The organism is Phaeobacter sp. HS011, assembly GCF_018101215.1.
In the GTDB taxonomy this organism is placed as follows: domain Bacteria; phylum Pseudomonadota; class Alphaproteobacteria; order Rhodobacterales; family Rhodobacteraceae; genus Phaeobacter; species Phaeobacter inhibens.
Genome location: NZ_JAGEUF010000003.1, coordinates 426,035 through 438,082, shown reverse-complemented (window position 1 = coordinate 438,082; position 12,048 = coordinate 426,035). Strand labels below are relative to the sequence as shown.

Here is a 12,048-nt window from a genome sequence, read left to right as displayed (position 1 = left end):
TTGAACCGATGGGCCCCATTGTGGACAGGTGCAGACAGGAGGGGGCTTCGGGAAGCTCATCTTCCATCAAAAAAAGGCCCGCAGCGCGGACCTCTTTTCGTATTAGACTTAGTGTGAGCCTTGTCGGGGCGTCGCCTTTAGCGGGTCCAGTTGTTTGGAGCGTCCCAGATCGGACGGCGGGCTTCTGCCTCGGCGTCGCGTGGGCTGATGCCCATGTCCTCAAGCGCGGAGGAATCCAGTTGCGCCAGCATCCGGCGTTCACGCCAGACGGCCAGCGCGTGCGCCACAGTTGCCAGGATCGAGCGACGGGGGGCGCAGGAGGTGGAGCGCAGGCTGTTATCCATATAGGTCATGATCTGTGTCCTTTTCTGGATCTATGATGGTGTGGTGCGTTGTTATCAATTCTGTTGATGTATATGGCGCAGTGTGATTGATATGAAAAACGAATGTTTATGATTTCAACTATCAAGGATTGTGATAATGCGGAATCTCGATATCACCACGCTGCGCTCCTTTGTGGCGGTTGCGGATAATGGCGGGGTGACCCGTGCCGCCGGTTTTCTGCATCTGACCCAGTCTGCGGTGTCCATGCAGCTGAAACGGCTTGAGGAGCTGTTGGGCCTGCAACTGCTGGATCGCTCTGGCCGGACGATTGCGCTGACGGCCTCGGGGGAGCAGCTGCTGGCCTATGCGCGGCGGATGGTGGCACTGAATGACGAGGTGATCGGGCGGCTCACCGATCAGGCCTATGAAGGCGAGATTGTCCTTGGGGTGCCGCATGACATTGTCTACCCGGCGATCCCGCAGGTGCTGCAGCGTTTCAATGCGTCGTTCCCACGGGTGAAGGTGCAGCTGATCTCCAGCTATACCCGCTCTTTGAAGGAGCAATTCTCGCGCGGCGAATGTGATCTGATCCTGACCACGGAGACCACCACCTCGGAAAATGGTGAGACATTGGCAGAGCGTCCGCTCTGCTGGATTGGCGCCCCCAACGGCTCCGCCTGGCGGCAGCGTCCGCTGAAACTGGCCTTTGGCCGTTACTGCACCTTCCGGCCCAAGGTGGTGGGCGCGCTGGATGCGGCGGGGATCTCCTGGGAGATGGTGGTGGAAACCGACAGTGACCGTACGATTGAGGCGACTGTCAGCGCCGATCTTGCGATCCATACGATGATTGAGGGGACCGAGCCGCCGCATCTGGTGCAGATCGACCACGGCGGTAATCTGCCGGAGCTGCCGGTTCAGTTGATCAACCTCTATGGTGCGGAGACCTCAGGCTCCCCCATGGTGAGCGAGCTGGCGTTTCTTGTGCGCAAGGCGTTTCAGAACATCAGCGCCCCGCTGGCTGCCGCGCAGACGCATTGGACAGCCGCCTGAACTCTGACCTTTGATCAACACCCGTGTCGCCCCGGTTCGCGATCCGGGGTCTCAACGCTTGGCGGGGGCAGGGCACGCAGGCAGGCTGTCGTTATCTCTGATCCGGTCGGATCATGATCACCACCTTGCCCGTGGCCCGTCTGCTGCGCAGCAGATCCAAACCCTCGGAGACTTGATCCAGCGGCAGCCTATGGCTGATATGCGGGCGCAACGAGCCGTCGCGGTACCACTGAAGCAACCGTTCGATAGCGCTGCGGATCACCGCGGGATGGCTCTTGAGGTAGCCGCCGAAGTAGAAGCCGATCACACTGAGGTTCTTCACCAGCAGGTGGTTCGCCGGGATCTGTGGCACCTCACCGCCGGCAAAGCCGATGGGCAACAACCGCCCGCCGGGGTTGGTGGCGCGAAAGGCCGCTTGCCAGACCTCGCCGCCAATCGCCTCATAGACCACATCCGCGCCGCCCAGATCCTTGACCGACTGGCGCAGATCTTCGCTGGCTTCGATCAGATGATCCGCACCCGCCGCCTTGGCCACGGCCAGTTTTTCAGCACCACGGGCATGGGCAATCACCCGCGCGCCCAGACGTTTGCCAATTTCAACAGCTGTCAGCCCGACACCGCCGGCAGCGCCGGTGACCAGCAGGGTCTCCCCCGGCTGAAGCCGTGCGCAGTGATCAAGGGCCACAAGCCCGGTGCCATAGGTGATCTGGAACGCCGCCGCATCGGCAAAGGACATCTCATCCGGGATTCGCGTGACCCGATCGACTGGGAAAACCCCGGTCTCGGCCAGACCGCCCTGACCGGAGAACACCGCTACCCGATCGCCCACGGCCAGCCCATCCACATCCGCGCCAACCGCTTCGATAACACCGGCGAGTTCCAATCCCGGCACAAAGGGCAGGTCCGGGGTGTCCTGATATTTGCCACGAAGCAGAAGAAGATCTGCAAAATTCAACCCACAGGCGTGTATTGCAACTGCAACCTCTCCGCTTTTTGGTGATCTAACGTCAACCTCTGCGATAGTTGGTGAGATGTCGAAGCTGCTGACACGGTAGGCGCGCATATCATTTTTCCATATCTGGCATGGGGTAAGGTGATTCTGAGTGGCAAAACCATGCCAGATTCGTCTTCAGATCACCTCACTATTTATGGGGAGGTGTAGAACATGTGTAAAACATGCAAAAAAGTGAAATAAAATTGGTTCATGAAATCATGCGTTTGACGCACGGGCGCCGATTGTGGCGAGAGTGACCGCTTGAATTCAACCGTTAAGGTCGTACACTCAACCTCAATGGGAGCGCCTTGTTCGTTTGTACAGGGACTTACGGGTTTTTTGGCAACATTGGTCTTGCGCGGTATTTGCCGGGTGGGCGGGGGTTAAGAAAGACGGCTAGGGTGGCTCCCAGTTTGTAAATCTTAGGAGAAACGCATGGCTCATCCAGTGGACGTGCACGTGGGGAAACGTATCCGGCATCGCCGGTGGCTCATAGGCATGACGCAACAACAGCTCGCAGAGCTGGTTGGTATTAAATTTCAACAGATCCAAAAATATGAAACCGGTGCAAACCGGGTCAGCGCCTCGCGGCTCTGGGATATTTCCGACGCGCTCAGCGTTCCGGTCAGCTTCTTTTTTGAAGGGTTGCAGGACGATGATGCGCCAGCATCAGACAAGGCACAGGTGCCTGATGATCTGATGGGCGATAAGGAGGCACTGGATCTGGTGCGGTCCTACTACGCGATCCCTGAAAACCAGCGCCGTCGTTTGTTCGAACTGGCGCGCGTGCTCAGCGACGCGGCCTGATTTTCCGGCCTCAAGTGGGGGCTTGGGGCTTGAAAAATGCGCGGTTGAATGTCAGGCCTTCGGGTATGACTTCAGCCGCGTTTTCAGATCTGGAGGTTGCCCATCGGATGGCCGATGCTGCACGCCAGGCGATCCTGCCATATTTTCGTTCAGCCGGGCTGCAATCCGACAATAAACTGGACGATGGCTTTGATCCTGTCACCATTGCTGATCGCGCTGCCGAACAGGCGATGCGGTCCGTGCTTTCCGAACTGCGCCCCGAGGACAGCATCCTTGGCGAGGAATTTGGCGAAACACACGGCCAGTCCGGTCGCACCTGGGTTCTTGATCCGATTGACGGCACCCGTGGCTTTATCAGTGGGACCCCAACTTGGGGGGTGCTGATCGCGCTGGGGGATGCAGATGGTCCGTTTCTGGGTATCGTCGATCAGCCTTATATCGGCGAGCGCTTTATCGGCACGCCAGAAGGGGCCAGTCTGACTGGTCCGCTCGGTCACAGCGCACTTGTCACGCGCGCCACCCACAGCCTGTCTGAGGCAACGCTGTTTACCACATTCCCAGAAGTCGGCACCGAGGCCGAACGCGCCGCCTTCCAACGGGTTTCAGCTCAGGTGCGCCTCACCCGCTACGGCATGGACTGCTACGCCTATGCGCTGCTGGCCGCCGGACAGTGTGATCTGGTGATTGAGGCAGGTCTCAACGCCTATGACATTCAGGCGCCGATCGCGGTCATTCAGGCGGCGGGCGGCGTGGTGACCAACTGGCAGGGCGAGCCCGCGCATGAGGGCGGTCAGGTCCTCGCAGCCGCCACGCCAGAGCTGCATGCTGCAGCGCTTGCGCTGATCCAGCAAACCGCTTGAACTGCCGGCAGATAATCAGCTAAACCATCACAGCGCGCCGAGTCCTTTGCCCTTATTCTGTCGGCGCGTCTTCACACTTCACCGAAATGGGCGGCCTGATGGAGTGTGACCTGTGCCTGAAATTCTGATCCAAGATATTGATATCGCGCTGACAATGGATGATCAGCGCAGCCAGCTTTCGGCTGTGGATTTGCGTATCCGCGACGGGATTATCGCTGAGATTGGCAGCGGTCTTACCACCGAGGGAGAGCGGATCAGCGGCAAGGGCTGTGTGGTGACGCCCGGTCTGGTGAACACCCACCACCATCTCTACCAGAACCTGACCCGCGCGGTGCCCGGTGCGCAGGATGCGCTGCTGTTTGGTTGGCTGAAGCGGCTCTATCCGATCTGGTCCGCCTTCACGCCGGATGACATCCATGTCTCCGCCCAGCTGGGGCTGGCCGAGCTGGCCTTCTCCGGCTGCACGCTTACCTCCGATCACCTCTACCTCTACCCCAATGGTTCAAGACTTGAGGACACGATTGAGGCCGCAGGTGACATTGGTCTGCGCTTCCAGCCGACGCGCGGCGCCATGAGCATCGGCGAAAGCGCGGGCGGCCTGCCGCCTGACAGCCTGGTCAAGGAGGAACGCGCCATTCTCGACGATATGATCCGGGTGGTGGACCGGTTCCACGATCCCGCCGAAGGATCCATGTGCCGGGTGGCACTGGCCCCCTGTTCGCCGTTTTCCGTCAGCCGCGAGCTGATGCGGGACAGTGCCCTTCTGGCGCGGGACAAGGGCGTTATGCTGCACACCCATCTGGCCGAAAATGACGAAGACATCGCTTATTCCCTCGCGCAGTTCGGCTGCCGACCCGGCCAATACGCCGAGGATCTGGGTTGGACCGGCCCCGATGTCTGGCACGCCCATTGTGTGAAACTGGATGCTGAGGAGATTGACCTCTTTGCCCGGACCCGGACCGGCGTGGCCCATTGCCCCTGTTCCAACTGTCGCCTTGGCAGCGGCATCGCGCCGCTGCGCGCGATGCGCGATGCGCGGGTTCCGGTCGGGCTGGGGGTCGATGGATCTGCCAGCAATGACATGGCCAGCCTGATCAGTGAGGCCCGTCAGGCCATGCTCTTGCAACGGGTCGCGCAGGGCGCCGATGCCATGAGCGCCTATGAGGCACTGGAGATCGCCACCCGGGGCGGCGCAGAGGTGCTGGGACGGCCCGATGTCGGTCAGCTTGCGGTGGGCAAACGCGCCGATATCGCCATGTGGGACGTAACCGGCGTTGCCTCAAGCGGCAGCTGGGATCCAGCAGCCCTGTTACTGGCAGGACCTGCGCAGGTGAAACATCTTTTCGTCGAGGGGCGTCAGATCATCCGCGATAGTAACTTGGCGACCATGGATCTGCCGGGGCTTCTCGAGCGGCACCAAAAAGCCACCACACGGCTGATGCAGCTGGCTTGATGCGACTGGCCTGACGCAACTGGCCAAACTGGGCACCATCGCTCCGCCCATCTTCTGGCGCCAAATATCCCCGCCGGAGGCAGAGGCGCGTCAGCGCCTCCCTCTCTTGGCGCTCCTGTCGCGGCACGGTTCAGTCGCGCGCGCCGTTGATCCAGACCTCGGCAACCGCCCGGTCATCGCCCATCATGATGGTGGCAAAGACCGCCTCCCAGAGGTCTTTCGCCCCGGCGCTGCGCTGCGCAATGGCAGGGGTTGAGGCCAGATCCAGCACCACCAGATCCGCCTCCATGCCAGGTGCGATATTGCCGATCTGGTCTCCCATATGCAGCGCGCGGGCCGAGCCTTGCGTGGCCAGCCACAGCAATTGTGCCGCATGCAGGGGCGTGCCGCGCAGCTGACCAACCTCATAGGCCGCCGCCATGGTGCGCAGCATCGAGAAACTGGAGCCGCCACCGGTATCTGTGGCGAGACCAATGCGTTGCCCTTCGGCCATCAATCCGGCCATATCAAACAGCCCAGACCCGATGAAGGTGTTGGAGGTCGGGCAATGCACCAGCGCCGCGCCAACCTCGCGCAGCCGGGCACGTTCGCGGTCTTCCAGATGGATGGCATGCCCATAAAGACCACGTGCGCCCAGCAGGCCAAATTGCTCATAGGTGTCCAGATAATCCCGCGCCTCGGGAAACAGCGATTTCACCCACGTAATTTCATCCGTCTGCTCGCTCAGATGGGTCTGCATCAGGCAGTCCGGATGATCAGCCCAAAGCGCGCCCATCGCCTCCAGCTGTTCGGGGGTCGAGGTGGGTGAGAACCGCGGTGTGATCGCATAGGACAGCCGGTCGACCCCATGCCAGCGCCCAATCAACGCCGCGCTGTCGTCATGGGCAGACTGCGCGGTGTCGCGCAGCCCGTCGGGGGCGTTGCGGTCCATGCAGGTCTTGCCCGCAACAACCCGTTGCCCACGTGCCTGCGCGGCGGTGAAAAACGCATCCACGCTTTCGGGGTGGATGGTGCAGTAGCTGCACATCGTGGTGGTGCCATTGGCCCGCGTCAGATCGAGATACCGTCCGGCGATTTCATCGGCATAGGCACGATCGCCAAACCGCATCTCCTCGGGGAAGGTATAGCTGTTCAGCCAGTCGATCAGCCGCTTGCCCCAGCTGGCGATAATGGCCGTTTGGGGGAAATGCACATGGGCATCGACAAATCCGGCCAGGATCAGCCGGTCGCCGTGATCCACCAGTTCTGCCGCCGGATGGGCCTTGCGCAAGCCATCCCATGTGCCCAGCTCCAGCACCTTGCCACCACCGATGGCGACCGCCTCATGCAGCTTTACCGCAGCCTCAGGGCTGTCACCCTCAAAGGGGGTGCCCGCAAACGAAAGAACCTGTCCCCGTAAGATATATTCTGCCTGCATAAGACGCGGTCCTTTCTTGCCAAACTGCGGTCCACAGGATACGCGCAGCATCATCGGCGGTAAATTACGTCATTGTCATTGTTTTTCGGTAACTGCTTCTTTTATTCCAGAAGCAACCGCGAAAAAGGGGCCTCAGATGATTGCAGACGACCACCAGGAGCCAGTCGACCCCGCGTCCGAGGATGCCTATGAGCTGGATCGCAAACGGGTCACCCAGATCCTTGAGGCGGTAGAGGCAGAAGATCAGGCGCAACTGACTGCACTGATGGAGCCATTGCACGCGGCGGACATCGCTGACCTGCTGGAACAGATCAGCGCCTTTGACCGGGGTCAGCTGATCCGGCTGTATGATCGTGAATTCGACGGTGAGATCCTGTCGGAACTTGATGAGAGCATCCGCGAAGAGGTGATTTCTCTGCTGGCGCCACAGGTTCTGGCTGAGGCGGTGCGTGATCTCGAAAGCGATGACGTTGTTGACCTGCTGGAGGATCTGGAAGAGCCGCAGCAAGAGGCCATCCTCAACACGCTCGAAGATGCGGACCGGGTCGCGGTCGAACAATCACTGAGCTATCCTGAGAATTCCGCCGGCCGTCTGATGCAGCGCGAGGTGGTGATGGCCCCGGATCACTGGACGGTGGGGCAGGCCATTGATTTCATGCGGGAATCGGATCATCTGCCGGATCAGTTCTACCATGTCGTTTTGGTCGACCCACGGTTACATCCGGTGGGCAATGTCACGCTGGGGCGGATCATGTCGTCGAAGCGTGAGGTGCCCCTCGGCACTATCGTCGAGGAGACCTTTCAGATCATTCCCGCCGATCAGGACGAGGAAGACGTGGCCTATGCTTTCAACCAGTACCACCTGATCTCGGCCCCGGTTGTCGATGATGAGGGACGGCTGGTGGGTGTCATCACCATGGATGACGCGATGGTGGTTCTGGACGAAGAACACGAAGAAGACATCCTGCGCCTTGCCGGTGTCGGCGAGGGCAGTCTGGCCGACCGCGTCATGGCCACGACCAAGCAGCGTTTTCCCTGGCTGGCAGTGAACCTTGCGACCGCGATCCTGGCCTCGCTGGTGATTGCCCAGTTTGAGGCGACGATTGCCGAATTTGTGGCGCTGGCGGTGCTGATGCCGATTGTGGCCTCCATGGGCGGCAATGCCGGTACGCAATCGCTGACGGTGGCGGTGCGCGCGCTCGCCACCCGCGACCTTACCGGCTCCAACGTCTGGCGGGTAATCCGGCGGGAGGTTCTGGTGGGATTGGTGAACGGCCTCGCCTTTGCCCTGATCATGGCCGTTGTCGGGATCCTGTGGTTCGGCTCGCCCATGCTGGGCGCCGTGATCGCCGTCGCTATGGTGATCAATCTGGTCGTCGCGGGGCTGGCAGGTACGGCGGTCCCGATTATTTTGGAGAAGATCGGCGTCGATCCGGCGCTGGCCTCCGGCGCTTTTGTGACGACGGTTACGGATATCGTTGGTTTCTTTGCCTTTCTTGGGCTGGCCGGGGTGTTGCTGCTCTGATCCTGCCTGCTGTTACTGCCCATTTGGGCCGTGTTCACTCACTCTGACAGGACCCGTATCATGGATGACCTTACCCAGATCAAGGCCGACGCCCGCAAGGCCGCCTTTCAGCGCCGCAAGGCCGCCTTTGACATGAACAAACCCGGCGTCGCGGGCCATCTGTCAGAGGTGCTGGCAGGCTATCGCGGCGTGCCGCTGTCGGGCTATATGCCGATCCGCACAGAGATTGATCCGCTTCCCGCGATGGCCGAAGCCGCCGCTCATGGCCCTGTTGGTGTGCCGGTGATCCAGGCCAAGAGTACACCGCTGAAATTCAGTCGCTGGCAGCCGGACGGCGCGCTGCGCGACGGGCCCTTTGGGGCCAAAGTGCCAGAGGCCGATGATTATTTCGAACCCGAGATCCTGATCGTGCCGCTGGTTGCCTTTGATGCGCGGGGCGGGCGCCTTGGTTATGGGGGCGGCTTTTATGATCGCACGCTGGAGCTGCTGCGTGCCAAACGTGCGACATTGGCCATCGGTTTTGCCTTTGACGCGCAAGAGGCGGATGATTTACCGCTGGAACCAACGGATCAGCCGCTGGACATGCTGATCACCGAAAGCCGGGTGTTGCAGTTCAACCGATGACGCTTGGGTGGGGAGGCCAGGATTTTTCCAAAAAATCCTGACAAAGCTTTTCAAAACGTTTTGCACCCACAACGCGGCTCTTGTCCTGAGCCCAGCAACGGCGTACCACGCCCGGATGCGACTATTATTTCTTGGCGATGTCATGGGCCGTGCGGGACGCAAGGCCATTTCCGAACACCTCCCGCAGATGCGCAAGGACTGGCGGCTCGATTTTGTCGTGGTCAATGGCGAGAACGCCTCCAATGGGATGGGGCTGAATGGCGAACACGCCAAGGCGCTGCTGGATGCGGGGGCCGATTGCCTGACCCTTGGCGACCATGCCTTTGACCAGAAGGACATGTTGCAGGCCATTGAGAAAGAGCCGCGCATTATCCGGCCGCTGAATTTTGCTAAAAACGCACCGGGGCGCGGCTACCGGCTGTTCAACGCGCCCGGCGGGCGCAAGGTGCTGGTGGTGCAGGCATTGGGGCAGGTGTTCATGAAGCGCGCCTATGATGATCCCTTTGGCGCGGTTGAGGCAGTGCTGAAATCACACCCCCGCGGTGGGCTGGCCCAGGCGGTGATCGTGGACATGCACTGCGAAGCCACATCCGAGAAGATGGCCATGGGGCATTTCTGCAATGGCCGCGCTTCGCTGGTTGTGGGGACACATACCCATGTGCCGACGGGCGATGCGCAGATCCTGTCCGAGGGCACCGGCTACCTGACAGACGCCGGCATGTGCGGCGATTACAACTCGGTGATTGGCATGGAAAAGGCTGAGCCGATGCGCCGCTTCCTGACCGGAATGCCCAAGAACCGCTTTACCCCCGCCGAGGGCCCGGCAACCCTGTCCGGCGTTTTTGTGGAAACCGATGACCGGACAGGCGCGGCGAAATCAATCCGCATGATCCGTGTTGGTGGCCTGTTGGAACAGGCAATCCCCTGAGGCAAGCTCTGCTCATGTGGTTTGCAACGTGCTGTGCTCCGCAAAAAATACGCGCAGGGCAGGGGGATACTTGCCTGCCTATGCGCGCAAAACCCGAACCCTGTTCGCAAACAGCTGATAAATCAGGGCTATGCAAACCGGTTGCATAGCGAGCCCCTTGCCTCGGCTGACAAGATCAGGTTCACTCCCTTGGGCCGCGCGAAGATGAATGCGGCTCTGGCAGTTCTTTTCGGTTTGCTATGATTGATCTTTCAACCTCTTGGATGTCTTTACCCCTGATGCAGTTTCTTCCCCTTGGTGAGACCGGCGGCGCGGTTCTGACGCTGCTGATCGTGGTGGCGATGTTTGCCGCTTTCCTGCGCGAAACCTTCCCGACCGAGGTGGTGGCGCTGGCGGGGGTGTCCGTGATGCTGGCAACCGGCGTTCTGCCCTATCAGGCGGCGCTGCCGGTGTTGTCAAATCCGGCGCCCTGGACCATTGCGGCCATGTTCATCATCATGGGGGCCCTGGTGCGCACCGGTGCGCTGGATGCTTTTACCGCGCAGGCCCGCAAACAGGCCGAGGTCAATCCCAAGCTGGCCATCGCGCTCTTGATGGTCTTTGTCGTTGCTGCCTCTGCCGTTGTGTCGAATACGCCGGTTGTGGTGGTGATGATCCCGGTGTTCATCCAGATTTCGCGCACGATGAAGGTTTCCGCCTCCAAGATGCTGATCCCTCTCAGCTATGCGGCCATCCTTGGCGGTACGCTGACGCTGATCGGCACGTCTACAAATCTGCTGGTTGACGGTGTCGCACGGGCGCAGGGGTTAGCACCTTTCACCATTTTCGAGGTCACGCCGCTTGGCATCATTCTGGTGATCTGGGGTATGATCTACCTGCGTTTCATCGCGCCGCGCCTGCTGCCGGATCGTAGCAGCATGGCCAGCCTGCTCAGCGACCGGTCCCGCATGAAATTCTTTACCGAGGCGGTGATCCCCCCCGAAAGCAACCTTATCGGTCGCGAGGTTACCGGTGTGCAGCTGTTCAAACGTCAGGGCGTGCGGCTGATTGATGTCATTCGCGGTGATATCTCACTGCGCAACGCGCTCAAGGGGGTGGAGCTGCAGGTGGGAGATCGCGTGGTGCTGCGCACGCAGATGACCGAACTCCTTAGCCTGCAACGCAACAAAGAACTGAAACGCGTCGATCAGGTCTCCACCGTGGAAACGGAAACCGTTGAAGTGCTGATCACCCCCGGCTGCCGCATGGTGGGGCGTTCGCTGGGCGCGATGCGTCTGCGCCGCCGCTATGGCGTCTATACGTTGGCGGTGCATCGCAGGAATCAGAACATCGGCGTTCAGCTGGAGGATCTGGTGGTGCGGGTCGGCGATACCTTGCTGTTGGAGGGCAATGCCGAGGATATTCAGCGCCTTGCCGCAGATATGGATATGGCTGCGGTGTCGCAGCCCTCTGTGCGCGCCTACCGCCGCCGTCACGCCCCCATCGCGATTGTCGCGCTGATCGGTATCGTGGTTCTGGCAGCGCTTGGCGTGGCGCCGATCCTGTTGTTGTCGGTGCTTGCCGTCTCCACCGTGCTGATCACCCGCTGTATTGACGCGGATGAGGCCTTCTCTTTTGTTGATGGTCGCCTGCTGACGCTGATCTTTGCGATGCTGGCCATTGGGGCCGCCTTGGAAAGCTCCGGAGCCGTTCGGTTGATCGTCGATGCGGTCGCGCCCTCGCTTTCAATGCTGCCGCCGTTCCTGCTGGTCTGGGCGGTCTATCTGTTGACCTCAATCCTGACAGAGCTGGTCTCGAACAATGCCGTGGCCGTGGTGGTGACCCCCATCGCAGTGGGGCTGGCGCAGGCCATGGGCATTGATCCACGCCCCTTGGTGGTTGCGGTGATGGTGGCGGCCTCGGCTTCTTTCGCGACGCCAATCGGCTATCAGACCAATATGCTGGTCTACGGTCCGGGCGGTTACAAGTTCACGGATTTTCTGCGCGTCGGCATTCCGCTGAACTTCAGCGTTGGCCTCTTGGCATCCATCTTGATCCCCTTCTTCTGGCCGCTTTAACAACGGCCA

11 protein-coding genes are annotated in these 12,048 nt (G+C 60.6%); 8 read left to right on the top strand and 3 right to left on the bottom strand.

Features of this window, described 5'->3' with window-relative positions; translation table 11 throughout:
• Positions 1–137: 137 nt before the first annotated feature.
• Positions 138–353, bottom strand: a complete 216-nt coding sequence (locus tag J4721_RS08075) for a DUF1127 domain-containing protein (RefSeq protein WP_014875190.1) — start codon at positions 351–353, stop codon at positions 138–140.
• A 127-nt stretch (positions 354–480) separates the two neighbouring features.
• Here J4721_RS08075 and J4721_RS08070 point away from each other — a divergent pair, with 127 nt between their 5' ends.
• Positions 481–1,374: a LysR family transcriptional regulator gene (locus J4721_RS08070; RefSeq protein WP_014875189.1), complete on the top strand. Its 894-nt coding sequence runs from the start codon at positions 481–483 to the stop codon at positions 1,372–1,374.
• Between the two features lie 91 nt (positions 1,375–1,465).
• Here the strand turns inward: J4721_RS08070 and J4721_RS08065 are convergent, their stop codons facing one another.
• Positions 1,466–2,437: an NADPH:quinone oxidoreductase family protein gene (locus tag J4721_RS08065; protein WP_211002323.1), complete on the bottom strand. Its 972-nt coding sequence runs from the start codon at positions 2,435–2,437 to the stop codon at positions 1,466–1,468.
• Between the two features lie 366 nt (positions 2,438–2,803).
• On the opposite strand from J4721_RS08065, the gene J4721_RS08060 reads away from it, so the two are divergent.
• The 3 genes from J4721_RS08060 to J4721_RS08050 all read left to right on the top strand — a co-directional run bounded on the left by J4721_RS08060 (position 2,804) and on the right by J4721_RS08050 (position 5,488).
• Positions 2,804–3,175, top strand: coding sequence for a helix-turn-helix domain-containing protein (locus J4721_RS08060; RefSeq protein WP_014875187.1), 372 nt, complete (start codon positions 2,804–2,806; stop codon positions 3,173–3,175).
• A gap of 65 nt (positions 3,176–3,240) precedes the next feature.
• Positions 3,241–4,035: a histidinol-phosphatase gene (hisN, locus tag J4721_RS08055; RefSeq protein ID WP_102854948.1), complete on the top strand. Its 795-nt coding sequence runs from the start codon at positions 3,241–3,243 to the stop codon at positions 4,033–4,035.
• A gap of 112 nt (positions 4,036–4,147) precedes the next feature.
• Entirely contained in the window at positions 4,148–5,488 is a 1,341-nt protein-coding gene (locus tag J4721_RS08050; protein WP_211002324.1) for an 8-oxoguanine deaminase, read from the top strand.
• A gap of 130 nt (positions 5,489–5,618) precedes the next feature.
• Here J4721_RS08050 and guaD read toward each other — a convergent pair whose 3' ends face one another.
• On the bottom strand, positions 5,619–6,905 hold the full coding sequence (gene guaD / locus J4721_RS08045) for a guanine deaminase (RefSeq protein ID WP_211002325.1): 1,287 nt from the start codon (positions 6,903–6,905) through the stop codon (positions 5,619–5,621).
• Between the two features lie 136 nt (positions 6,906–7,041).
• On the opposite strand from guaD, the gene mgtE reads away from it, so the two are divergent.
• From mgtE to J4721_RS08025, 4 genes are all read left to right on the top strand, one after another.
• Positions 7,042–8,430, top strand: a complete 1,389-nt coding sequence (gene mgtE / locus J4721_RS08040) for a magnesium transporter (protein ID WP_211002326.1) — start codon at positions 7,042–7,044, stop codon at positions 8,428–8,430.
• 60 nt (positions 8,431–8,490) lie between these two features.
• A complete protein-coding gene (locus J4721_RS08035) occupies positions 8,491–9,054 on the top strand; it encodes a 5-formyltetrahydrofolate cyclo-ligase (RefSeq protein WP_014875182.1) in 564 nt (187 codons plus the stop codon).
• 115 nt (positions 9,055–9,169) lie between these two features.
• The gene (locus tag J4721_RS08030) at positions 9,170–9,982 is read left to right on the top strand and encodes a TIGR00282 family metallophosphoesterase (RefSeq protein ID WP_061048702.1); all 813 of its coding nucleotides are present in this window, start codon (positions 9,170–9,172) and stop codon (positions 9,980–9,982) included.
• A gap of 278 nt (positions 9,983–10,260) precedes the next feature.
• On the top strand, positions 10,261–12,039 hold the full coding sequence (locus J4721_RS08025) for an SLC13 family permease (RefSeq protein WP_027246931.1): 1,779 nt from the start codon (positions 10,261–10,263) through the stop codon (positions 12,037–12,039).
• Positions 12,040–12,048: the final 9 nt, after the last annotated feature.

What these genes read in the sequence shown, in the direction of transcription:
- J4721_RS08075 (WP_014875190.1), bottom strand. Translation starts at nt 353, where the DNA reads ATGACCTATATGGATAACAGCCTGCGCTCCACCTCCTGCGCCCCCCGT.
- J4721_RS08070 (WP_014875189.1), top strand. Translation starts at nt 481, where the DNA reads ATGCGGAATCTCGATATCACCACGCTGCGCTCCTTTGTGGCGGTTGCG.
- J4721_RS08065 (WP_211002323.1), bottom strand. Translation starts at nt 2,437, where the DNA reads ATGCGCGCCTACCGTGTCAGCAGCTTCGACATCTCACCAACTATCGCA.
- J4721_RS08060 (WP_014875187.1), top strand. Translation starts at nt 2,804, where the DNA reads ATGGCTCATCCAGTGGACGTGCACGTGGGGAAACGTATCCGGCATCGC.
- hisN (WP_102854948.1), top strand. Translation starts at nt 3,241, where the DNA reads ATGACTTCAGCCGCGTTTTCAGATCTGGAGGTTGCCCATCGGATGGCC.
- guaD (WP_211002325.1), bottom strand. Translation starts at nt 6,905, where the DNA reads ATGCAGGCAGAATATATCTTACGGGGACAGGTTCTTTCGTTTGCGGGC.
- mgtE (WP_211002326.1), top strand. Translation starts at nt 7,042, where the DNA reads ATGATTGCAGACGACCACCAGGAGCCAGTCGACCCCGCGTCCGAGGAT.
- J4721_RS08035 (WP_014875182.1), top strand. Translation starts at nt 8,491, where the DNA reads ATGGATGACCTTACCCAGATCAAGGCCGACGCCCGCAAGGCCGCCTTT.
- J4721_RS08030 (WP_061048702.1), top strand. Translation starts at nt 9,170, where the DNA reads ATGCGACTATTATTTCTTGGCGATGTCATGGGCCGTGCGGGACGCAAG.
- J4721_RS08025 (WP_027246931.1), top strand. Translation starts at nt 10,261, where the DNA reads ATGCAGTTTCTTCCCCTTGGTGAGACCGGCGGCGCGGTTCTGACGCTG.